Origin of the sequence: Pseudomonas sp. NFIX10, from assembly GCF_900111955.1 — a bacterium.
Taxonomy (GTDB): domain Bacteria; phylum Pseudomonadota; class Gammaproteobacteria; order Pseudomonadales; family Pseudomonadaceae; genus Aquipseudomonas; species Aquipseudomonas fluorescens_AA.
On the sequence record NZ_FOKH01000014.1, the window covers coordinates 11,890 to 34,658 of the forward strand.

A 22,769-nucleotide genomic window follows, 5' to 3' on the forward strand; every position below is an offset into this window, starting at 1 on the left:
TTCACTCCTTGGACGATGGTTCAGGCATCAGGTGGGCGAGGGCTCGGTCCAGCGGGTCGGGGCTGGCGGCGAGGCCGCTGCGTACCCCGGCGGCATCCGCGGGGCTGCGGTTCTGGCTGAGCTTGCGCTTGCCTTCCAGGCGCTGGATGGGCAGGGCGAAGCCGACGATGGCCTTGAGCATGCTGTCGATGTACTCCGGCGGTGCATCGTCGATTTTCCAGGGCTGGGCGCGAGTGGTTTCGTGGCGGTCGGTGAGGGCGCCGACCAGGTTGCGCAGGCGCTGCGCGTCGCTGAACACCTCAGCGTTGCCGTAGGCGTGGACGGCCACATAGTTCCAGGTTGGCACGACTTTGCCGTGTTCGGCCTTGCTCGGGTAGAAACCCGGGCTGACGTAGGCCTCGGCACCGGCGAATATCACCAGGGCCTCGGCGCCGGCTTGCAAGTCGCGCCATTGTGGATTGGCCCGGGCCATGTGCCCATAAAGGGTGCCGTTCGGCCCCTGCTGCGTGTCCAGCAGCAGCGGCAGATGGCTGGCTTGCACACCGTGTTCACCGTGGGTAACCAGCACGGCCAAGCGGCAATCGCCCATCATCTGGTGCAACTGGGGCAGGTCTTCGACGGCAAAGGCTTTGGGGTTGTACATGATGATTTTCCTTGGCGAATGCGAGCATCCTAGGCAGGCTATTGGTCTGTTGTAAGAGCCACTTCCGGCCAATTCGATAGGTCCATTCGCGAGGGCTTTCATGCACAACGTCGTGCCGCCACTGTCGTTCAACCCTGCTGGCATCGAGTTGGACCGCCGCCAGGGGCTCAGCCGTCAGCTTTACCAGGCGTTGCGGGCCCGGGTGCTGGACGGACGCCTGGCCAGCGGCACGCGCCTGCCGGCCAGTCGTGACCTGGCGGCGGCCTTGTCGATTTCCCGCAATAGCGTGGTGCGGGCCTATGACCAGCTCTACGCTGAGGGCTTCATCGAAGGGCGTGTTGGGGATGGCACTTATGTGGCGAAACTGTCCTCGACGACCCTGCCGCTGAAAAACATATCCACAAAAGTATCCACAGGGTTTTCAACAGGCTTACCCACAGTCTTATCCACAGATTGGCTCGATTTGCCTGTGATTCCATCCAGTAAAGTTATCCACAGCGATGCGCTGAATCGGGTCGAAAACCACCATTTACCCCAGCCGCCCAGTGGCCCGCCGCGAGCATTTAGGGTCGGTGTGCCGGCTTTCGATCTGTTCCCTTTCGACGTCTGGGCCAAGCTGAACGCGGCTTTCTGGCGCAAGCCGGATCTGCAACAGTTGTGTTATGGCGACCCCCAAGGAGATGCGCGCTTGCGCGGGCTGATCGCCGCTTACTTGCGCAGTTCCCGGGGGTTGCACTGCACGGCTGAACAAATTGTGATCACCAGTGGTGCACAACAGGGCATCAGCCTTTGTGCACAGCTGCTGGTGGACCCGGGCGACGTCGTGGCGGTGGAAAATCCCGGGTATCGCGCGGCCGGGCATGCGTTCGCCGTCGCCGGTGCCGACGTCAAGGGCGTGCCGGTCGATGATGAGGGCCTGGATTGCACCGCGCTCGATGGGTTGAGCCACTGCCGGCTGGCCTACGTCACCCCGTCCCATCAATACCCGACCGGGGTGGTCATGAGCCTGCCACGGCGCCTGGAACTGCTGGCCTGGGCCGAACGCAACAACGGCTGGATCGTCGAGGACGACTACGATGGCGAGTACCGTTACAGCGGCGCGCCCCTGGCGCCCTTGGCGGCATTGGATCGCCAGGGGAGGGTGCTCTACGTCGGTACGTTCGGCAAAGTGGCGTTCCCGGCCTTGCGCCTGGGCTACCTGGTGCTGCCGCCGGGCCTGGTCAACGCTTTCGCCCGGCGTCGTGCCGTGGACGTGCGCCATTCCGAAGTCAGCACCCAGGCGGTGATGGCCGAGTTCATGGCCGCCGGGCATTTTCAACGGCACATCCGGCGCATGCGGCGGGCCGCGCTGGTCCGACGAGACGCGTTGCTGGCGGGTTGGCCCAAAGACATTCCAGGGGTTGGCACCTTGCCGACCGTCGTGGCCGGGCTGCATGTCACGGTGCCGGTGGACAGCGTTGAACGTGAGCGCGAACTGATTGCCCAGGCGACGGCGGCGGGGGTCGAAATCAATGGCTTGAGCAGTTATTGGTTGCCGACCACGGCCTCGACACAGGTGCGGGCCGGGCTGGTGCTGGGCTTCGCGGCCGTGCCGCCCGCGGCGATCGCTGCCGCACTGGCGAGCCTGGAGAAAACCTGGGCGCTTTGAGGGGCCGGAGCATCGGCAGATGCCCCGGCCTTGGTTCATGAGCGGGCTTTATGAAAGAACACTTCCTTGGCCTGGTCCACGGCAATTTCGCTGCGGTAATGGTCGACCAGTTCACGCTGGGTGAGAGGCTGGATGTCGTCGACATCGACGGCTTCCTGGCTGGCTTGCTCGATGGTTTTCAAGCGTGCAGAAAGAAATGCGTAGGCGGGAACCCAGCTTTTCGAGTAACGAAAATCCGCGAACCAGAGGGTTTTATTGGTCTTCACGTCCTTGATCTCGTACCGGTCGAGATAGCCGTGGGGCGGGGTCTTGATGCGTTGACGGCTCTTTTGTTTGGTGATGGAAATCTGGTTGCGGCTTTTGAGCCACAGGATGCTGCTCATGGTTGGCGGGCGTTGCTTGATGAGATTCAAGACCGTGTCGAAGCCCAGGATGTAAAGGGCGCTCGACTCCCTTTCGAGTTGCCCGCGCAAGGTTTCCGCCGCGCGCCGCTGTTCTTCCGGCAGTTCGAACGTTTCGTTGGAGGCCACGCCTTGCGCCTGGTCGAGCGCTTTTTTGATTGCCGCGCTGATCTTCTCCATCCTGCCGGCGTGGGCGTTGAGGATCATCCCGAGGCCGGTGGGCGTTTGGGTGGGGGTCTTTGCGCTTTCTGCGATCTGCGCTTTGAACGCCGCCAGGCCGTTGATCAGGTCATTGCCCTTGGCGACGCTGATGTTCAACGCCGGGACAGCGGCCGGTGCAGCATCGGGCTTCAGGTGAGGAATCCATTCGCCGGTTTCCTTGCGGTGGAACGTGACGATGATCTCCCCCGAGAAGGGTTTTTTCACATCGACCCAGTCCGTTTCCTCCATGAGCTTGGACAAGCGCGGCTCGCCACTGACCAGGCCCCAAAAGCGCGCCCGGATGAATTTTTTCCGAGGCCTGGGCCGTTGTTCGTAAGGCGCCCCCGAGCTTCGCTGATTCTTTCTTTCCTCCAAGGCGGCCCCCAGGTGATGCAACGTCCATTGCTCCAGCGTGGCGATCCCTGAGCGCAGTCGCGCCAGTTGTAACGGCAGCACGCTGCCCTTGTATTCGTTACCCAAGTATTGGAGATGTTCACCGATGGCCACGAACTGTTCGGCCAGGCTGCCGAATGCATCGATTCGCTCGTCCAGCCGGATCACGCTTCGCTCATCGATCGCGTCACGCAGGCTCTGGAACGCCACCGTGGCGTTATCGACGACCTGGTTGAGCGCCTCCCAGCCTTCGGGCATCGACTCGACGCTTTCCAGCGACAGGCAGAGATGGCGATACATATCCAGCTTGATCATACGAAGGTCGGCGGCCGTATAGAGCGGCATCTTCTTGCGGTGCCGATGGACAAATTCGAAGCCTTCGTAGCCCACAGTCTTCAGCTCGGTGAAGCGCGTTTCCATATAGTCCAGGCGTTCGATCATATCGTCGCCGACGCTGATCATGCTCTCGGCCGCGTCGATGTGCTGTTGCTCCAGCACCTCGACCCCGGAGGTGATCATGCCCTTGGCCTTGTTCAAGGCCGGGATGAATCGTTCCTGGAGCGCCTCCATTTCGGCGAAGGTGAAATCGATCTGCGCGTTCAGGTAGCCGAGCCGGGTGCGAGCGTAGTCGGGTCTTGACTGGAAGAGCGGCCATTCCATCAATGTTCGCAACGCCTTCTCGTAGTTTTCCCGCTGTGTTTTCAGCAGCTCCACATATTCGTCGCGCTTTATTTCCTTGGCCGGCCCCGCAGCCTCGTTCATTTCCTTGGCTTGCATGGTCAGCAATTTCTGGTTCTGTGGCTTTTTTTCTTCGAACCGATTGAGTGAGGCAAGCAGCTCGGTGCGGCGCCCTTGCGCGTCGGCGATGACTTTTTGCCGGATGCCTTTGGAGCCGATGCCACGCAATCGCAGGCGCGTATCGATATGCCATGTGCCGTGGGTATCATTGATCAAGGGCGGCCCCTCGCGGGTGGGGTCTTTCCCGTCGATGATAGAGACCGATTCGCCTTCGACTTTCACTTTGAACCAGCTCCCCGCCATTTTTGCGTACCAGTTCCCGCTTCGTTCGTAGAGCCCTTTCAGTGCGCCTTCGGCCTGGAGCTGCCCGGGCTCCGTGGGCTCGTCGATGCTCAAGGCGTCCAGGAGCCGGGTGCTTTCCCTCGAGCGTCCCATCAAGGCGCCACTGGAGCGGATGGTCTCGTAGTGTTCGGCCGGCAGCGCCGAGCTCGACAACGGTTCGAGCTGTTCTATCACCAGTTGATGTTCGGGTTTTGGCAGGCTCTCCAGTTCGCGCACCTCCTTGGATACCTGTGCCCGATTCGGACTCCTGGCGGCCCTGGCGCGGTCGATGGCATGGGTAATGATCGCCAATGCGAGGTTCAGCAACAGGTCGGTGAACGCTTCCCACTTGGCCGGGCGATTGGCTTCGTCGTTGCGCTGCGTCAGCTTGTCGATGTCGTCCATGATCTGCCAGAGCCAGGCCGCGGTGCCGACGGTGGTCCCGAGGTAAGGCAAGGCCAAATTGAAAATCAGCCAGCCTGTCCGCTTGAAGGTCTGCCAGCGATTTTCACGGTTGGACACCGCTTGCCGATCGGCCAGCTCCACCAGGGCATCGGCGTTGGCCTTGAACAACAGCGGTAGAAAATCCGCCCCGAGGGTCTTGTCGGTCAACCTGACGGGGCCGCTATTGGCCAATGAAGTCAACGGGGCGACCACGAACGCCACGATGCTCCAAGGGGAGGGCAGCAAGTCGGGAAAGACGAACCGGCCGTAATCGTCGCGCACCCCATCGGGCAACCACGCCAGCACCGATTGACGCAAAGAAGGGGTTTGCTTGATGGCGTACAACAGGTTGCTGAACGACGGGTACTGGCTCAACTGCGGCTGCATCATGGGGCGGTATAGCAAGCAGGGCCCGGCGCTTGAGTCCTCTGGGCCGATGATGAACATATTGGTCACGACATCCTCCGCGTCGCCCAGTTGCAGCTCGGGCACGAAGGCCAGCCTGCGCAGGACGATGGTTTTTCCGTCCACCTTGCGATTGGCTTCTTCGGGCTGCATCAGTGCGGCGACGTAGCGGTAGCCCCGATCGTCCAGGTGACCCAGGCCACGGATCTTGCATTCCAACGCGAGCATCGGGAGCTGGATGCGTAATTGGGAGGTGTAGAGCTTTTCGCGGCGCCTCGACTCTGCCGGATCGTCGAGCAGCTTTTGCTTGATCAGTTCGGGGTAGACACGGCCGATGTCGACCTGGGTGATGAGGCTCTCGACGTACTCGACGGTCATCCAACCGGGCAACTCGGTGTCGTCCACGAACTTGACGATTTTGTCGCCAAGGGGGAGTGCGATGAGGTTTTGCAAGGCAAGTTCGACGAGTCTGAACCGGGTGGTCTCGATCTTGCCGGGCACCACGAAGGTGCCCCAGACCACGGGGCTGCGTACCTCGATCTCGATTGCCTCCAGGTCGAGCTTCGAGGCGTCGGCATGCTTCGAGACCATCCGCTTCCTCAGCAGGCCGAGCGCATATTCCTTGAGGGGAGGAATCCCATCCAGGTAGGTTTTGCCGGCATGGGCCTGGTTCAATATCGACAGGCTCTTCATGTGCTGGGCGAACAGGATCTGGTCGGTCGGCGAGGCCCCCAGCAACCAATCGGGCATTTGTTTCTGGAACAAAGCCACGAGCGCATCGTCGTCCGTTTCTTCGTTGGCCGGGGGCGATGTGTTTTCGTAGATCGCCCATGTTTGCGGAAAAGTCCCGAGGATCGTGACTTGCTCGGCGATGATGCCGCAGGCCTTGTGATCGAAAATGTTGCCGTCGGGCTCGTACAGCTGCCATTGGAGATTCCGGTAGCTGCCCGGAATGAAGTGGGACGGCAAGGACTCCCCAAAGGCCTTCCGTGAATCGAACTTCTCATAGCCGTTGTTGAGCGAGTAGGTCAGGATGACTTCCTTTCTATCGACCGTACCGATCAGCACCACGAGCGAGGTGTCACCCAGGCGTCTGACCTCTGGGCCATCGACGTTATTGATGTCGATCAGGTACGCGTGGGTGTCATAAGGGTCGTTGTCCTTACGGTCCTTGCGGTCGGGGTAATGGAACAATTGCCGGGCCATGGCGCATTCAGTGGCCGTCCAGCCCTCGATGCGCGTGACATCCCAGGCCTTGCGCAGGGTATTGGAGAGTTCATGCCAGAGTGGGCCGGACTCGCCCTGCGGCGCATTCCAATACGCCAGTTGCTGTTCCTGACAGGCCGTCAGCATGGCCGGTACCAGTTCGTTGAGCAGGCGCCCGATCTGGTCGATGCGCACCGGCAAATGCACTTCGGGCTCGGTGAGCGGCAACTGGGTCAGGAAGTGCAAGCCTTCGATCAACAGCATCGGGTCGCTTTTTTCGTTCACCAGCCCGGCCAGCATCTCGCTGAGGGTTTCGTAGCGGGTCGGGCGCCGCACGATTTCGTCATCGACAATGTCCCAGGACGGCTCGCCGACCAAGGTATTGTGCGGATCGAGGTTGAGCGTGGGGTAGAGCTTCTTGAGGCCATCGCTCAGGAGCACGGCCGCGACCTCTGGATAGGTGGGCCCTGCGAGCAACTGGTTGTATACCGCTTCCTTGGGGTCGGCTTTGGGCCTGGTGTTAGACGTAGATGTCATCTGAGTCTCCCTGTCTTGTGATCCATGGCGTTCCCGGAGCGAAACGCTCGGGGTTTTCCATGCTAGGGCGGCTCAAAACGGGGAAGGTGGTAACTATGTATGGGGCGTGGGAGGGAACGGGGAGAGCGCCTGTGGGAGCGAGCTTGCTCGCGAAAGCGGTGTATCAGGGCCGGTGATGTTGAATGTACCGGCGTCTTCGCGAGCAAGCTCGCTCCCACAGGTTTTCTGCTTAGCTTGACGATCTCATTGACCGGACTTGATCCGCGTCCAGGCCCGCGTCCGCGCCCTTTCGGCATCCCGTGGCAACGGTTGCAAGGTGTAGAGCGTGGTCATGGCCGCTTCGGTCGGGTACAGGTTGGGGTTGTTGCGGATCGCCGGGTCGACCATGTCCGTGGCGTCCTTGTTCGGGTTCGGATAGCCGACAAAATCACTGACCGGCGCGATCACCTGCGGTTGCAGCAAATAGTTGATGAAGGCGTAGGCATCGCCTGGGTTGGCGGCGCCTTTGGGAATGGCGAGCATGTCGAACCAGATCGGCGCGCCTTCCTTGGGCAGGCGCATGTCCACCGTCACGCCGTTCTTGGCCTCCTTGGCGCGGTTGGCCGCCTGGGAAAAGCTGCCGGAGTAACCCACCGCCACGCAAATGTCGCCGTTGGCAATGTCGGCCATGTACTTGGACGAGTGGAAATAGGTGATGTGCGGGCGAATCTTCATCATCAGCGCTTCGGCCTTGGCGTAGTCCGCCGGCTTCTTGCTGTTGGGGTCCAGGCCCAGGTGCTGCAAGGCCAGGGGCAGGATCTCCGACGGCGAATCCAGCAGCGCCACGCCGCACTGCTTGAGCTTGCTGATGTTCTCTTCCTTGAAGATCAGGTCCCAACTGTCCACCGGCGCGCTGTCGCCCAGGGCGGCCTTGACCTTGTCCGGGTTGAAGCCGATCAGGATGGTGCCGTACATGTAGGGCACGGCGAACTTGTTGCCCGGGTCGTTGGCTTCGATCAGCTTCATCAGCTTGGGATCGAGGTGGTTCCAGTTCGGCAGCTTGCTGCGGTCCAGGGGCTGGAACACCCCGGCCTCGATCTGCTTGGCCAGGAACACGTTGGACGGCACCACCACGTCGTAGCCGGAATTACCCGTCAGCAGCTTGGCCTCCAGGGCCTCGTTGGTGTCGAAGATGTCGTAGACCAGCTTGACCTGGCTGTTCTGCGCCTTGAAATCCTCCAGGGCCTTGGGCGTGATGTAGTCGAACCAGTTGTAGACGCGCAAGGTGCGCTCCTCGGCCTGGGCAGCGCCGCAAAGCAGCGCGGCGCACACGGCCGGGGCCATAAAACGCTTGAGTCTGTTCATGCTGTGATTCCTCATGGGGCGCTTTGGAAACCTTCAAGAACGTTCACGGCATTGATGCCGATTTCTGCCACCGCGTAGCCGCCTTCCATCACGAACAGCGTCGGCTTGCCGAGCGCCGCGATGCGCTTGCCCATCGCCAGGTAATCCGGGCTGTCGAGCTTGAATTGCGAGATGGGGTCGTCCTTGAACGTGTCGACACCCAGGGACACGACGATGACATCGGCGTCGTAACCCCGGATTTGCCCGCAGGCCTGCTCCAGCGCCGCGCTCCAGGTGTCCCAGCCCGAGCCGGCCGGCAATGGGTAGTTGAAATTGAAGCCCTCGCCGTCGCCCTCGCCCTGCTCGTCGGCATACCCCAGGAAGAACGGAAACTCCGCCTCGGGGTGACCGTGGATCGAGGCGAACAACACGTCGCTGCGCTCATAGAAAATCGATTGGGTGCCGTTGCCGTGGTGGTAATCCACGTCCAGGATCGCCACCTTCTGATGGCCCTGGTCGAGAAAGGCCTGGGCGGCGATGGCGGCGTTGTTGAGGTAGCAATAACCGCCCATCAAATCGCCCGCGGCGTGGTGCCCCGGTGGGCGGCACAACGCAAAGGCACTGCGCGCCCCGCGCTGGATGTCCGCCTGAGCGGTGAGGGCCACCTGCGCGGCGCTGTAGGCCGCCTGCCAAGTGCCGGCGGTAATCGGCGCACCGCCGTCGAAACTGTAATAACCCAACTGGCCGTGCAGGCTCGTGGGGATGACCGAGCGCAGCGTTCGCGCCGGCCAGGTGAAGGGCAACAAATCACCGTCGCGGTTGTACTTGGCCCAGCGGTCCCAGGCGCCTTTGAAAAATTCCAGGTACGCCGCACTGTGGATGCGCTGGATCGGCCCCAGGCCAAAATCCTGCGGCGCCTCCACCGGCCCCAGCCCCCGTGCCTTGACCCGCTCCAACACATGATCGGCCCGGGACGGCATCTCGAAGCAAGGCATCAATTGCCCATCCATCAACTCGCAGCGCCCGTGGTGCAGGTGGTGATCGTCTGAGTAGATCGTCAGCATTTTTTTGTTCTCCGCAAGGCTGGTCGGTTTGAACACAGTCTTGCGGCGCGCGGCGTTTCAGAGAACGGCAGGAGAGGCCAAAAGGGGATCGAAATGGCCAAAAGGTTTGACCGTAAATCGCCCCTTGTTGGCGCGTGGGTACGCGGGGTTGGGGTATGGGGCAGCTTCGATGGCGACGGCGTGATTTTGTGGGGAGGGAGATCCCGCAGCCTGCGATGAGGCTGCGCTGTCGCGCAGAGAACATGCCGATAAATCGGCAAATAATTTATCTTTAAAATCAATTAGATAAATTTTGTTCTATAAGAGCTTGCTGCTGGGGGAAGAGGGCGTCTGGCTGGATCGATAGTGAAGAGCAGGTTAGCGAAAAATAGCATCTGGCCATAAATGGCCTCATGGGTAAGTTCAGCCTGAGTTATAGGGTACGCATCCGGAATATAGTGAAGCCGGGCAATGCTTCGATGGATGTATATGTTTATAAAAGGCTGAATCGATCTGGGCATTAAAAACGAATCATAAAAAACCCGCGCTATGCACGGGTTTTTATTTATTAACTTGAGAATGACAGCAGTGTCTCTCGAGTACTCGGCTTTCTGTCAAGCTGACGGATCATCAAATCGTATTGGCTGGCGTCCTTTGCCTGACGAGCTGGTTGAATCTGCTGGTTCTCAAAACGCAGCGCATTTTTGGCTACAGCCGATGCGCTTGGTTCCGCTGGACAGGAGGCTGAGAAGCTCATATCTGACTCCATCATCTGCTCGTTTGAAAAATCTGGGATTAAGTTCAGGTTTGAAGTAGTGTTTTCTATAGATCCATACGAATCCATCATGTTTGCTAATGACGGCTACGTCGATAGGCCCAGAAACTGACTCGCTAGGGCGTGTCACACGTTCCTTTAGTGACTCTAGCTCAATCAGGCTCCTTGCCAAGCCTGCCATGTCTGGAAGCGGAAGGGAATTTATAATATTTGAGAGCGGAAAGACATGCTGGTTTCGTATCTGTTCAGTACCACTGGTCGGCATGAAAATTTCTAGTTTCCTCCATGATCTCCGCTAGCCGCTGTTGGGACACTGGGTTTTGCGCACCACATTCAGCCATGACGCGTGACCCCATCTCACTAAGAGCTTTTCTTGTAGAGTCGTAAACCGCGTCGAACACGTCCGGAGAAACCCCCATGCGGAAGGTGTCGATCATGTGAGTGGTCGCGAAAGGTTGAATGACCGCAGGCTTAGTAGCGTCCATGGTCTTTGAGTCGTTCTCATTTTTCTTGATGATGAGGCGGTCGCCTAAGAATCCATAGCAGTCGCGGGTTAGATGCCTGCTTTTGAGGTGTAGACAATCCGTGGCGAGGGAACAAGCTCCCTCACCACGGGATTGATGCTGTAGCGGCTAGCGTGGGTCGACGTTATCTAGCACTCGGTTTGCCAGCAATGAACTCAGTTCAATCAGCTGCTGGATGCCGAGGGCGATGTGGCGGCGGGGGCCTTCCAGGTCGAAGGCCAGGTTGCTGATCATCGCGTCGGCGGATGCCAGGTTTTCGCTGAGGTTGGCGAGCAGGCATTCGTTGTCGGTGTTTTTTGCCACGGTGAACAGCTGGCCCGGTTTGGATGCATCTTCGGATTTTTCCGGCTTCGGTAGCAGGTAGTAATCCAAAGCGCGCTTTTCTGCTTCGTCTTGTTTCTTCGTTTTGGATTTGGTGGACGCAGAGCTGCGATCTGCTTCGGGGGGATTCGGTGTTGGCTTGAACATGTGCTGATACTCCATGGTTAAGCCGCAACCTCTTCCCTACTAAAAGAAGGGTGGCGGCTGTACGCAGGTTAGTAGACCGGGGAGATCAGCATTGCCGGCGCGCCGAAGCGCCCTGCGCACAGCCACCATCAAGGACAGGTAGAAACCTGTTTGGATGGAGAGCTCGTGCATCTTACTGACACTACCTCGGGCTACTAAACCCGACCACTGATGGGCAGTGGCAGGGAAACGATAGAACCCATGGGCAAGGCGCACAAGCGGGCGGATTCTGGCGTAGTTGTAGGCAATGGCGCAAGGATTCGTAGCTTGGTGGAGGCGTTGCGGAGGGAGAATAAACAAGCCTTTGTAGTGCCCAGGATTCGGGGCGAGGGAGCTTGCTCTCGTTTGGTGGAGCAGTGTTTTTTCTGTAGGAATGAGCCGACTATTTTGGGGCAGTTTTGTCGTCCAGCGGGATTGTGGTGCTGCGGCGAGAGGAAGGCGACATAACCCGGCATCCGGCTCGTCAGCAATGAATGAGTTTGAGCCGTCGTTGGATGTCGGGTAAGGAACCGTACGGTGAATTCCTTGATGTTCTACAAGCTCATCCTAACTGGTGCCAGAGTCTTGATAGATCAAAAAATGATCGATTATTAGCTGGTTTGGCATGTTTAGCTGTCCAGCTAAACATGCCAATAGAGCTAAGGTTATGCACGTACAGGAAGTTTTGCTGCTGCTCGATGCCTTGGCGTATACCCACGGCCGGGGCGTGCGGCATGGCGACATGAAGCCGAGCAACGTCATGTTGAGCGAGGAGGGCCTGCGTCTGTTCGATTTTGGCTTGGGCCTGGCCGAGGGAGGGCCCTCGCAGCACCTGCCGAACCTGAACCGTGAGCGCCTCAACGCCTGGACGCCAGGTTACGCGGCGCCTGAACTGCTTGAAGGTGCGCCCCTGTCGGCGGGTGCCGATGTTTATGGTGTGGCTTGCGTGCTGTACGAACTGGCGAGCGGCAAGCACCCGTTCCGACGGTTACCCGCCACCGAGGCTCGCGATGCCCGGTTGGAGCGCGGGCTCAAGGCACCGCGCAACCTGCCCAGGCGTTGCTGGCCGGCGCTGCGAATGGCGTTGGCGCTTGATCCGGGGCAGCGGCGTATTGGTGCGGCTCAGTTGCGTGATGCATTGGGTGATGTTTCGTCTTGGTGGTGACATTCCCCTGTGGGAGCGAGCTGTTCGCAATAGCGGTCTTGTCTGACCCGGTGATGTTGAAGGTGCCGCCGTCATCGCGAGCAAGCTCGCTCCCACAGTTTTTCCGGGTTGTTCATAGACATTGCGTTCACGCAAATCCCCTGTGTGCGAGCTTGCTCGCGAAGGCGGCTGCACGTTACATCTCCGATCACTCCAGATTTGTCCTCTACGCGTTAATTTTGTAGCGGTGAAGTCAACGCGATACTTTTCCAGCTCGCCTTTCGTTTTTTCTCCAAGAGCGAGGCTAAAGCGTCACCCTCAGGCAGCCCTTTCTTCGGCAGCTTGAGGGGAACCAGAACGTAGAGTTTTACCGAGTCTTCATGGTGTTCATCCACCGGTTCTTCAGTGGTGTTCCAAATTTTGTCCACGACCAACAGCGCGTCGGTATCGCTAGGCCAGCTGAGCTGAGCGAAGTCTTTATCTGTTTTTGAGATGATCTGGCCTTCCGACAACGGGCCGTTATCGAACGTGTGGCGAGCGAGCAGGGACAGCAACTCAACCGGAAAAACCCAAGGACTGTGGGGAGGGAAACCTTGCGGCGTGAGAGGCCAGTCGCCGGGCAAGCATACGAATAATTCGGTATGAGGGCTTTTGGCAAAAAGTCCGATGGTGAAGAGTAACTTGAACGTGTTCTTACCCTCGATGCAGCTGATACGCAGCTCCAGCCCCGCTTCATTGCTTAAGGGACTCAGTTGCGCGGGTAAAACCCAACCTGCGGTGTTGTGCACGAAAGTGACTATGGGGCCGCCGAATTCTTCGGCCGGGTTCTCAATAACGTCCATGATACTGACCGCCCCGGATTTTCTTAAGACGGATGCAATTTCTGTAAAACCCCACGTATTGGCAATGTCCAATGGCGCGGTATTCAGCCGGGTATGCAGTCGATTGATGTCGGCATGGTGTTCTATCAGCAGATTGACGACGTGCTGGTGTCCAGAGGTAATCGCGTCAATCAGCGGGGTGGTTATGCTGTCAGGCCAACCGTCCACCAAGGCACCTGCCTCAAGAAACCATTGGCATGTTTGTAGGTGCCCGTTGCCGGCGGCTGCGGCAAGGGGGGTGCTGTTGCCGGAACTCGCGGCAGGCTGGTCCAGTGCAATACCTAACGCCACCAATAAGCGACAAACTTCGGTTTGACCCTGTTCGGCAGCCATGTGCAGCAACGTCTCCTGCCCTTCAAGGCCATACAGGGGCAGGTGCAATAGAGCGGGATTTTCCTCTAGGTGCTTTTTTAGCGAGGCTTCATTTCCCGAGGCGATGTCGGCATGAATGGCGGATAAAGTCTTGATGTTCTTTTCATACAATTCTTCTGGGTTGGTCATTTAAAAAATTCCCTTTGCCATTTGATCACCCATTTTTTTCAATGCGTTTTCGACACTGGCCGTCCCACCGAGGTCCGCTTTCTGAAGTATTTCATAAACTTTTTTCGCGCTGGCTACCGAGTGATTTCCCCCACCATTTTGGGCCCAGGTGAAGTTGCGCGGATCGTCGTTCAGGCCGATTTTGTGTTTGGCCAGAATTTTTTGCGAGTCGGTAATGTATTTTCGATTTTGCGCTTTCCAACTTTTCGGCGCTTTTTCGCGAACGATATGATGGTAATGCGGCTTCACCATACCCTTGGGCGCAGGCCCCATCGCTCTCTTCTGTGAGGCGCTGAGTCGACAAACTTCCCAACCCCACGGATCCACCCAGCCCATCGGATTCGGTGCGTATTGATAGAGGTTGAATCCACCTGCCAACCCAATCGGATCCGGCGTAATAAACCGCCCCACATCTGGATCATAAAACCTGAACGTATTGAAATGCAGCCCGGTTTCCCGGTCCAGGTACTGCCCCTGGAACCGCAAATTCTGCTCTTCGATGTAATACGGCTCGCGCACTTCCTCCAGCGTATTGCCCCACACCCGATACGTGGCCTGCCACACGTTGTGTCCGTCGGCCTCGGTGAGTTGTTCCGGCAGGCCGTTGAGGTCGTTGTGGTAGTAGCGGATCTTTTGCAGCGGGCCGCTTCCATCGACGCGGGCCAGGGGTTCGTAGCCGTCGTCTTCGTAGAGGTAGAGGCTGGTTTGCTGGTGGCGGTGTTCCTGCAACAGGCGCAGACCGTCCCAGGTGAAACGGGTTTCGCCCAGCGGGTAACCATTGCTGTCGTGTTCGGTTTTTTCGATGCGCCGGCCCAGTGGGTCGTAGGCCATGTTGACCACGCTGCCGTCGTCGTTGCGCACCTCGATCAAGCGGCTTTCGGCGTCGTAGGCGAAGTGTTGCACGCCGCGTTTGGCGCTGCGTTTTTCGATCATCCGGCCGAAGGCGTCGTAGCGGTAGCGCTTGTCCTGGTAGGTCAGCAGTTTGTTGTGCACCACCAGCCCGGCGCCGGGGGGCGGGCCGTCCAGCAGGTTGGCGGCGGCGTCGTAGGTGAAGGTCTCGCGTTGGCCGTGCAGGCTGTCCTGGCTGGCGATGATGCGGCCGGTGGCGTCGTAGTGCAGCAGCTGGCGCTGTTGTGCGGCGGGTTGCTGGTCGAGTTTGCCGATGAGGTTGTTGGCGGGGTCGTACTCGAAGTGTTGTTGCACCGCCGCTGGCAGCAGCGAGGGTTGGCCGCTGTGGCGGCGTTGTCGCGCGCGCAGGCGGCCGCTGCGGTCGTATTCGCTGCGGGTGCTGATCTGCCCTTGGGTGCGCAGCACTTCGCGATGCAGGCGGTCGCGTTCGAAGTCGCTGATGACCTGGCCGTCGAGGTTGATCTGGTGCAGGTGGCCGCTGCCGTAGTACAGGCGGTTGACCCAGCGGCCATCGGGCAGTTGGCTCTGGATCCGGTTGCCGAGTTCGTCGTAGCGGTGTTGCAGGCTGCCGGCGGTGCTGTTTTCGGCGAGCAACTGGCCGAGGGCGTCGTAGGCGAAGCTCAGGGTCTGGGCGTTGCCTTGCAGGTCGGTGAAAGTGACGGCGGTGAGTTGGTCCAGTGGGTCGTAGCTGTATTCAGTGCGGCCATCGTCGGTGACTTTGGCGATCAGCCGGCCGACGGCGTCGCGTTCCAGGCGATGGACGATGGGCGCCGGCGGTGTTTCGGGAATGAGCGCCAGGCCTGTGCCGTAGGGCGCGGGCATCGCCGTCACTGCCGCGACGTTGTCGAGGCGGTCGTAGTCGTAGCGCTTGGCGCTGCCGTCCAGGTCCCGTTGTTCGGTCAACCGATCCCCGATATCCCAGGCAAACTGGTAGCTTTCACCATTCTCGTTGGTCAGCGCTTGCAGCCGGCCGAAGCTGTCGTAGGCAAACTGCACCTGCCGGCCCTGGGCGTCGGTGCGTTGGCGGACCTGGCCGCGGCGGTTGTGTTGGTAGAGCGTGGTGTGCCCGGCCGGGTCGGTGTAGCCGGTGAGTAAGCCTGCGGTGTCGCGCTGGTAGTGCTCGGTGCGGCCGTCCGGCAACTGGCTGCCGAGCAAACGCCCTTGGGGGTCGTAGCTGAATTGGGTGCGTTCGCCGAGGGCGTCGGTGATGGTGTGCAGGTAACCGCGGGCGTCGTAGCTGAAACGCGTCGGGTAACCCGAGCAATCGACGTGTTCCACCAATTGGCCAAACGGGTTCCAGCGCAGTTTCTTGCTTTTGCCGGTGGCGTCGATGATTTCCACGACCTGGCCGTGGGCGTCGTAGCGGTAGCGGGTGACGTGGCCCAGCGGGTCGGTTTCTGCCGTGCAGTTGCCGCGTTGATCGTAACGGTATTTCCAGCTGTGGCCGGCGGCGTTGGTGTCCACCAGCGGCAGGGCCCAGTGTTCGAGCCAGAGGGTGGATTCGCTGCGGCCCAACGGGTCGGTTTCGCTGATCAGGTTACCAGCGTCGTCATAGCTGAACTGATACTGGCCGCCCTGTGGATCGGTGGCGCTGAGCATCTGGCGCTCATCGTTCCATTCGAACAGCCAGGTCTGGCCGAGGTTGTCGGTGTATTGGGTGATCTGGTGCTGGCTGTTCCACTGCCGGGTGCTGACGCGCTGCAAACTGTCGCTGATGCGGGTGATGCCGGCCTTGAGATCATAGTCGAACTGGTAGGCGTCGCCTTCGTCGGTCCAGTGGCGGACCACGCGCCATTCCTGGTCGTCGATCAGGGCCCATTCATAGAAGCAGTGCAGGCCGGTGGGCAGCTGGTGCTCGACCATCCGTTGTCCGGCGTCGTAGCGGAAGCGCCGTTGCACCTGGCCGGTGGCGTCGCGCACTTCGGCGAGGGTGTTCGCCGCGTCGTAGGCGTAGCTGACCAGCACCTCCCGCGTTTGGTCGGGGTAGAGACGTTCGATGTGGGTGACGCGTTCGCCTGCGCGGATCAGCTCGACTTGCACCAGGTCGAAGGTGTCGCGCAGCCGCACCAGGCGTCCGGCGTCGTCGTAGTCGAGGTGGATGCGGTTGTCGTTGCGGTCGCCCAGTTGGCTCAGGCGCAGGTGTGAGGGGTTGACTGGCGAAGGTTCGAACAAACGGTACAGGCCGTTTTCGCTTTCGATCAGCAATTGCCCATTCACATGGCGGCGCACGGCCAGGCCTTCGCCGGCGCTGAACACCGCGCCGCCCAACGGGATGGAGCCCATGTCGATGGGCCGGCCCTGTTCGTCGGTGTAGACCAGGGTTTCGCCGCCCTCGGGGTGGGGCTGGATTTCCACCTGCACTTCGTAGGCGACGCTCCAGCCGGCGCCGAACAAACTGTCGCGGCGTTCGTCGCGGCTGTTGTAGACGCGCTGCCAGTCAATCGGCAGGATGCCGGGCAAGACGAAATCCAGGTCCTCGTCAGCGCCCAGCACTTTGGCTCCGGTGGCGGCATGCACCGGGTTCGACGAACCCATGGCGGCGTTGGCGGCCGCGTTCGCCGCGCTGCTGGCGGCCATGGACACCGCGCCGCCCACCAGCATGCACGGCAGTTTGCTGAAGAACTTGCCCTTGCCACCCTTGAGCATCAGCAGTGCGGTGACCGCCAGGCCTACGCCCGGGGTCTTGCCGCTGCGAATTTCGCGCACCACTACCGAGGCGCCGCCAATGGTTACGTTGGGCGAGATCAATCCGGCCGACACCACCGTCGCATCGCAGGTGCTGCGGTCGCCGCTGCGCACGGCGGGCTGGCCGTTGATGGTGACCTTCTCCGAACCTTCGGCCATGAACTGCGGAGGCATGGGCGGGTGCTTGGTGCAGATCACCAGGTCTTCCGGGCGGGTCTCCGTACCGGGGGCGGGTGAGGCGACAGTGGGGCGCCACATCTGCGAGAAGAAATCGCCGGCCATGTCCAGGTAGCTGGTTTCGGCTTCTTCTTCCGGCTCGGGCATTTCCAGTTCGGTGCCGGCCGGCGCGACATGGGAAACCACAATGCCGGCGGCGCGGGCCGAGGGGATGTTGTTGGTGAAGGTGTCCTTGGAGCCGGTGAGGATGTTGGCCTGCACCGTGGGCGGAAAGAAGGCGTTGCCGATGCCCTCGCATAAATCGCTCAGGCCTTTGTCGGCCCCGGTCTTGCTCATGGCCAGGCCGACGATGGTGCCCACCACCAGGCCCAGGACGAAGCAACCCAGGCCGCCAGTGACCACGGTGATGCCCGTGGCCGCGACCACGGCGGCAGTCGCCAGGGCAGTGATCGCAATGTTGGCGGCCACCTCCAATACGCCGCCCAGGATGTCGGCCATCATCGAGGTGTGATTGAGTGCATCGCCCAGGCGGGCGGCCCAGAGCGCGTCAGACATGCAGGTTGCTCAGACGGGTAGGGTGGTTGGAGAACGTGGATTCAAGCAATTTGTGGCCTTCCATTGCGCCAATGTCCTTGTGGGTTGCGGCATGCTCAAATGCCATTTCTGGCGCTTGATCCGCTTCTGTTTCTTCAAGCGATTTCAGAGCGGGTACTTTTTGTTCCATCCACCACCGTCCTTCTGTGGGAGCGAGCTTGCTCGCGATGAGCCCCTTTCAGTCAACATCACCAGCGTCTGACCCACCGCCATCGCGAGCAAGCTCGCTCCCACACTGTGTTCGGCGATGCCTTCAACATCCCGGCTACCGCCATCCCCCTGTGGGAGCGAGCTTGCCCGCGATGAGGCCCTTTCAGTCAACCTCATCAGTGACTGGTCCACCGCCATCGCGAGCAAGCTCGCTCCCGCAAGGGTCAGGGTTGGGTGTCGAACACCAGCGAACCCTTGATCGTCGCCCAATGCGCCGCTTCGGCATCGCCGAGCTTTTCCGCTTTCACGTAGCTCAAGGCAAGCATCTTGCGGGTGCCGGGCAGTACCAGTGCGAGTTGATACTGGAAAACCTTTTCGTTGCCCTTGTTGAACTGGCTGCGCAACTCGATGGCTTCGACTTCCTGGTTGGCGCCCACGCGTACGGTGGCGCCCGGTTGGCAGCGCAGTTGCTGGACTTGTTTTTCCAGGCGCTTGAGCTGGTCGTCGAGGTTGCTTTGCAGGGTTTCGCCCTCGGCCAGCAGGCTGCGGCTGACGATCAAGGAGGTGCCCAGTTCGGGGAACTTGAGGATGTTGATCGTCGCGTCCAGCAACTCGCCGGGCGGTAGCTGGAGCTGGAATTCATTGAGGCGGTAAGTCATGGCCCATAGATCTCGAAGTTAGCCCTTGGGGAACGCGGCGCTGATGTTGGCGTCGATCTTGCCCTTGACGCCCTGGCCGTCCGGCGTGGCACCCGGGCCGCCGCCGTTGTTCAGGTGCAGCACGCCGCCGGTGTTGAATTCGGCATCGCCGCTGGCGTAGAAGCTGATCTGCACGCCGGTCAGGTTGATCTGGCCGCTGGCGTTGAGCTCCAGGATGCTTTGGCCGCACACCAGGCGCAGGTTCTCGCCCACTTGGATGACGTAGCTCTGGCTGATGCTGTCGGTCTTGCGCTGGCCCACCGAGAGGATGTCCTCCTGCTTGACGATGCGCAGGCGGTTGTTGCCGATGGTCACCGTTTCGTTGTGGCCGATGTTTTTGTTGCGGTCGTGGCCCACCGAATGGCTCTCGTCCACCTCGACCACGATGTCCTGGTTGCGCTCGGCATGGATGTACAACTGCTCGGCGCCTTTCTTGTCTTCCATGCGGATTTCGTTGAAGTTCGCCGGCGTGCCACCCTTGCTCGAACGGCTTTTCATGCCGCTCTGGGTCGCGTTCGCAGGCAGGTCATAGGGCACGGTCTGTTCGGCGTTGTAGACACGGCCAGTGATGATCGGCCGGTCCGGGTCACCCTCGAGGAAACTCACGATCACTTCCTGGCCGATGCGCGGGATCTGCATCGAACCCCAGTTTTTCCCGGCCCAGGATTGCGACACGCGGATCCAGCACGAGCTGTTCTCGTTGGATTGGTCGTGACGGTCCCAGTAGAAATGCACCTTCACCCGGCCATACTGATCGGTCCAGATTTCCTCGCCCTTGGGGCCCACCACCAAGGCGGTCTGCGGGCCTTTGACGATAGGGCGGTGAGTAATCGCCAGCGGACGATAACTTTGCTGGGCGTCGATGCAGGTCAGGCTGCTTTCGAATTGCACGGTCGGCGCACCGCCACCGGTTTCGCCACTTTCCTGGGAAATGTAATAGCGAGCACCGACGATCAGGTATTCACGGTTCTGGTCCTGGCGGCTGAAGCCGGTCAGGCTGAACAGATGCCCCGAGCCCAGCCCCCGAGCGTTACCCGATAACTCGACCTGTTCGTGCAGGGTCTGCAAGGCTTCGATGCGGGTGCGGGCGTAGTGCTCGCCGTCGGCGCTTTGCACGTAGGTGCCGGGGTAGTCGTACAGCGGATAGTCACCCGCGGTATGCGGGCGGGGCATGGCCGAGCGCACGTCGATGCGCGCACTCGGGCGCTGGAAATCATAGTCGTTGAGTTCCAGCGAACCCGGCTGGACTTCCTGGGCCAGGTGCCAGTCGTGGATGTGGTCACGCTCGCGCTGCTGCTCGTTCTTCGGGTAGTAGGGCACCGAACCGTAGCCGGGTGCCGTCGTGTGGGCGCCATAGGCATCGGCCAGCACCAGCACATGGCGGCCCTGTTCATGGCGGAAGAAGTAGTAGATGCCTTCCTGTTCCATCAGCCGGCTGACGAAATCGAAACTGGTCTCGCGATACTGCACGCAGTATTCCCACTCGCGATAGGTTTGGCTCAAGGCGTCTTCGAAATCGGAAAAGCCCAGGTCACGGAACACCTGCTTGATGATCTGCGGGATGGTCAGGTTCTGGAAAATCCGGCAATCGGAGGTGCGGGTCAGCAGCCACAGCCATGGGCGCAGGGTGGCGTGGTAGCTGGCGAACTGGCCCTGGTCGACGTTCTGGCTGCACCGGGCGACGATGCCGTGGAAGTAGCGCTCGCCACCGCCATCGAGCTGCAGGCTCACGCACATGGGCTTGCCGAGCAGTTGATTCAAATCGATGGCGTTGTCCAGCGAATGCAGCTGCAACTCGTAGTTGAACAGCCGGCCCAATTCTTCACCGCCGCTCATGTCCTTGAGCAACAACACCTCGGGTCCCAGGGGGCTGGTGATTTTGGCCAGGCGTGAGGCTTGGTTGAATAGCATCGGTTGTCCTTATCGCGGCCGCAGTCCATTTGACGCTGCGCAAGATTGCCGGCTTTTGACGTTCAAGATCAAGAGATCGCGCCCTTCGACAGCGCGTGCACAGGCATGTAAACGCCAGAGTAGTGACGCTGATCGCATAATGTAGTGCCTTACGTGAGGCAGAGGAACCCGGTTCTTGATTGTTCCCAGGCATTACTTGAATATCTGCTCCTTCGCGCGTCACCTCACGTCCATGGAAAGCGATTACTGTGACCTCTTACCGCATTCAAGAAGCCGATCTCGAAATCCCCGATGCCTGGCAGGACCAGAGCATCAATATTTTCAAGCTGCCGGCCGTCGGTCCCGCTAAAGAAGCCAGTTTTGTGATCAGCCGCGACGCCACCCAGGGCGACGCGCCCTTTGCCGAATACGTGGACCGCCAACTCAAAAGCGCGGAGCAGCAACTGCCGGGCTTCAAGCTGGTTCAGCGCTGGGACACGGTGCTGCAAGGACACACCACCACGTTGCTGGATTACACCTGGCAACGCGAGGGGCGTGAACTGATGCTGCGCCAGGTGTTCATCGAGCGTAAGCCGTCGGTGCTGATCACCACCTTGACCACCACACCGAGCGACTTCGCCTATCACGAGCCGGCCTGGAAGCTGGCGATGCATTCGTTCAAGCCACAGCCTCCGATCGTCTGAGCATCGATACGTCCCACTGAGTACTCACACACATCATGGATGCACAGGCTGCAGCACGTCTGGGTGACGAAATAGCCCACGGGTTCGGGTTGGCCGCGATGGTCGCCGGAGCCGTGGCGGGCGCCTTGATCGGCGCTGCGGTGGTTGCCGCGACGGTTGCCACGGGCGGTGTGGCGCTGGCGATCATGGCCGGCTCGATTGCCGCCGGCGGCTTGTCGATGTTCCAGATCGTCAAAGGCCTGTCCACCATCTTCAACCTGCCCGAACCCACCACGGGGGCGTTGATAGTGGGCAGCTTCAACGTCTACATCAACGACCGCAATGCCATGAGGGCGGGTGAAGACGTATCGTCTTCCTGCACCGGGCTGCCGATGAACCATCCGATCTGGCCCTTTCCGGTGCTGATCGCCGAAGGCAGCGCCACGGTGTTCATCAACGGCAAACCGGCGGCGCGCTTGCACAGCAAAATGGTGTGTGGCGCGCATATCAAGACCGGCAGCCCCAATACGTTTATTGGTGGGCCGACGGTGTCGGTGGCGTTTGTCCTGGACCTCGAAGGCTGGATGCACACCGGGCTGGAAGTGTTGGGGTTGTTGGCGGCAGGTGCTGCGTTGGTCATGGCCGCCATGGCGGGTATCGCCGTGCTCGTCGAGTTCGTGGTGGTGGGCGGGCTGATCCTGGGGGGCATGGAGCTTCTCGGCGATTTGGGTGATCGCCTGGGGCCTGGTTATCGGGACCTGCTGCAAGGTGTCGCCGGCATGGCCATGCTGGGGCTGAGCCCGAAAATGGCGAAGGCGGCCAAGCCTGCCGAACTGCCGCCGCCCAAGTACAAGCCTGGCGTGACCGAGGCCGATATCCTGGCCATGCCGAAAGGGTCGCGGCCCGACGCCGACACCTATTTGTCACCCCAGTATGTGAAGGAGCACTTGGCCCAGTTCGAGAACGGTGCCTCGCGCTTCACCACCAAGGCCAACCTGGACAAGTACGGCATCGCCCAGCGCGACGGCACGACGTTCCTCATGCCCAAGGCTGAAGCCGATCAATTGGTGGCCAATGCCAAGGGTGACAAGCGCGCATTGGAGAAGGCCCTTGGGTTGCCAGAAAATACCCTGGAAAGTAGTACCCTGGTGCGGGTCGATATTCCCGCGCCTAAAGACATGAACCTGCGGATTCCTTCAGGTAACGAGGCCGGCGCCAACGAATTCTGGATTCCTGGCGGCAAGCTGCCCACCGGCGCCAGCGAGGCGGTCATCGACGCCGGGGGCATTTTGCCCAAAGATTTCAGTTGGACGCCATTGTGACGGTAGAG

General features: G+C 60.4%; 14 protein-coding genes and 1 pseudogene. 4 read left to right on the forward strand and 11 right to left on the reverse strand.

The window, feature by feature from the left end:
- Position 1: 1 nt before the first annotated feature.
- Positions 2-643: an FMN-binding negative transcriptional regulator gene (locus tag BM321_RS14630; protein WP_092442961.1), complete on the reverse strand. Its 642-nt coding sequence runs from the start codon at positions 641-643 to the stop codon at positions 2-4.
- A gap of 100 nt (positions 644-743) precedes the next feature.
- Here BM321_RS14630 and BM321_RS14635 point away from each other — a divergent pair, with 100 nt between their 5' ends.
- A complete protein-coding gene (locus tag BM321_RS14635; protein WP_092442962.1) occupies positions 744-2,291 on the forward strand; it encodes a MocR-like pyridoxine biosynthesis transcription factor PdxR in 1,548 nt (515 codons plus the stop codon).
- A gap of 35 nt (positions 2,292-2,326) precedes the next feature.
- On the opposite strand, the gene BM321_RS14640 is transcribed toward BM321_RS14635, so the two are convergent.
- The 5 genes from BM321_RS14640 to BM321_RS14660 form a co-directional block, all read right to left on the reverse strand.
- The gene (locus BM321_RS14640; protein WP_092442963.1) at positions 2,327-6,937 is read right to left on the reverse strand and encodes a dermonecrotic toxin domain-containing protein; all 4,611 of its coding nucleotides are present in this window, start codon (positions 6,935-6,937) and stop codon (positions 2,327-2,329) included.
- A 243-nt stretch (positions 6,938-7,180) separates the two neighbouring features.
- On the reverse strand, positions 7,181-8,281 hold the full coding sequence (locus tag BM321_RS14645) for a polyamine ABC transporter substrate-binding protein (protein ID WP_092442964.1): 1,101 nt from the start codon (positions 8,279-8,281) through the stop codon (positions 7,181-7,183).
- An 11-nt stretch (positions 8,282-8,292) separates the two neighbouring features.
- Positions 8,293-9,324 (reverse strand): histone deacetylase family protein, encoded by a 1,032-nt coding sequence (locus BM321_RS14650; protein ID WP_092330968.1) that lies wholly within the window; start codon positions 9,322-9,324, stop codon positions 8,293-8,295.
- 999 nt (positions 9,325-10,323) lie between these two features.
- Positions 10,324-10,563 (reverse strand): hypothetical protein, encoded by a 240-nt coding sequence (locus BM321_RS14655; protein ID WP_092442965.1) that lies wholly within the window; start codon positions 10,561-10,563, stop codon positions 10,324-10,326.
- Positions 10,564-10,710: 147 nt separating this feature from the next.
- Positions 10,711-11,070, reverse strand: a complete 360-nt coding sequence (locus BM321_RS14660) for a DUF6124 family protein (RefSeq protein ID WP_092442966.1) — start codon at positions 11,068-11,070, stop codon at positions 10,711-10,713.
- A gap of 703 nt (positions 11,071-11,773) precedes the next feature.
- On the opposite strand from BM321_RS14660, the pseudogene BM321_RS14665 reads away from it, so the two are divergent.
- Positions 11,774-12,253: pseudogene (locus tag BM321_RS14665) on the forward strand (protein kinase); the annotation flags it as partial.
- Positions 12,254-12,465: 212 nt separating this feature from the next.
- On the opposite strand, the gene BM321_RS14670 reads toward BM321_RS14665, so the two are convergent.
- From BM321_RS14670 to tssI, 5 genes are all read right to left on the reverse strand, one after another.
- Positions 12,466-13,614 carry an ankyrin repeat domain-containing protein gene (locus BM321_RS14670; protein WP_092442967.1) on the reverse strand — a complete coding sequence of 383 codons (1,149 nt, stop codon included), beginning with the start codon at positions 13,612-13,614 and terminating at the stop codon, positions 12,466-12,468.
- Positions 13,615-17,979 carry an RHS repeat-associated core domain-containing protein gene (locus BM321_RS14675; protein ID WP_092442968.1) on the reverse strand — a complete coding sequence of 1,455 codons (4,365 nt, stop codon included), beginning with the start codon at positions 17,977-17,979 and terminating at the stop codon, positions 13,615-13,617.
- Positions 17,972-18,148: a hypothetical protein gene (locus BM321_RS30525; RefSeq protein ID WP_175535000.1), complete on the reverse strand. Its 177-nt coding sequence runs from the start codon at positions 18,146-18,148 to the stop codon at positions 17,972-17,974. The genes BM321_RS14675 and BM321_RS30525 overlap by 8 nt, the downstream gene beginning before the upstream one ends.
- Positions 18,149-18,392: 244 nt before the next feature.
- Positions 18,393-18,827 (reverse strand): DcrB-related protein, encoded by a 435-nt coding sequence (locus BM321_RS14680; RefSeq protein WP_092442969.1) that lies wholly within the window; start codon positions 18,825-18,827, stop codon positions 18,393-18,395.
- Between the two features lie 18 nt (positions 18,828-18,845).
- Positions 18,846-20,777, reverse strand: a complete 1,932-nt coding sequence (gene tssI, locus BM321_RS14685; protein ID WP_092442970.1) for a type VI secretion system Vgr family protein — start codon at positions 20,775-20,777, stop codon at positions 18,846-18,848.
- A 248-nt stretch (positions 20,778-21,025) separates the two neighbouring features.
- Here tssI and BM321_RS14690 point away from each other — a divergent pair, with 248 nt between their 5' ends.
- Entirely contained in the window at positions 21,026-21,460 is a 435-nt protein-coding gene (locus BM321_RS14690) for a DcrB-related protein (protein WP_092334430.1), read from the forward strand.
- Between the two features lie 35 nt (positions 21,461-21,495).
- Positions 21,496-22,761 carry a PAAR domain-containing protein gene (locus tag BM321_RS14695; RefSeq protein ID WP_092334428.1) on the forward strand — a complete coding sequence of 422 codons (1,266 nt, stop codon included), beginning with the start codon at positions 21,496-21,498 and terminating at the stop codon, positions 22,759-22,761.
- Positions 22,762-22,769: the final 8 nt, after the last annotated feature.

What these genes read in the sequence shown, in the direction of transcription:
- BM321_RS14680 (WP_092442969.1), bottom strand. Translation starts at nt 18,827, where the DNA reads ATGACTTACCGCCTCAATGAATTCCAGCTCCAGCTACCGCCCGGCGAG.
- BM321_RS30525 (WP_175535000.1), bottom strand. Translation starts at nt 18,148, where the DNA reads ATGGAACAAAAAGTACCCGCTCTGAAATCGCTTGAAGAAACAGAAGCG.
- BM321_RS14660 (WP_092442966.1), bottom strand. Translation starts at nt 11,070, where the DNA reads ATGTTCAAGCCAACACCGAATCCCCCCGAAGCAGATCGCAGCTCTGCG.
- tssI (WP_092442970.1), bottom strand. Translation starts at nt 20,777, where the DNA reads ATGCTATTCAACCAAGCCTCACGCCTGGCCAAAATCACCAGCCCCCTG.
- BM321_RS14645 (WP_092442964.1), bottom strand. Translation starts at nt 8,281, where the DNA reads ATGAACAGACTCAAGCGTTTTATGGCCCCGGCCGTGTGCGCCGCGCTG.
- BM321_RS14635 (WP_092442962.1), top strand. Translation starts at nt 744, where the DNA reads ATGCACAACGTCGTGCCGCCACTGTCGTTCAACCCTGCTGGCATCGAG.
- BM321_RS14630 (WP_092442961.1), bottom strand. Translation starts at nt 643, where the DNA reads ATGTACAACCCCAAAGCCTTTGCCGTCGAAGACCTGCCCCAGTTGCAC.
- BM321_RS14675 (WP_092442968.1), bottom strand. Translation starts at nt 17,979, where the DNA reads ATGTCTGACGCGCTCTGGGCCGCCCGCCTGGGCGATGCACTCAATCAC.
- BM321_RS14640 (WP_092442963.1), bottom strand. Translation starts at nt 6,937, where the DNA reads ATGACATCTACGTCTAACACCAGGCCCAAAGCCGACCCCAAGGAAGCG.
- BM321_RS14655 (WP_092442965.1), bottom strand. Translation starts at nt 10,563, where the DNA reads ATGGACGCTACTAAGCCTGCGGTCATTCAACCTTTCGCGACCACTCAC.
- BM321_RS14670 (WP_092442967.1), bottom strand. Translation starts at nt 13,614, where the DNA reads ATGACCAACCCAGAAGAATTGTATGAAAAGAACATCAAGACTTTATCC.
- BM321_RS14650 (WP_092330968.1), bottom strand. Translation starts at nt 9,324, where the DNA reads ATGCTGACGATCTACTCAGACGATCACCACCTGCACCACGGGCGCTGC.
- BM321_RS14695 (WP_092334428.1), top strand. Translation starts at nt 21,496, where the DNA reads ATGGATGCACAGGCTGCAGCACGTCTGGGTGACGAAATAGCCCACGGG.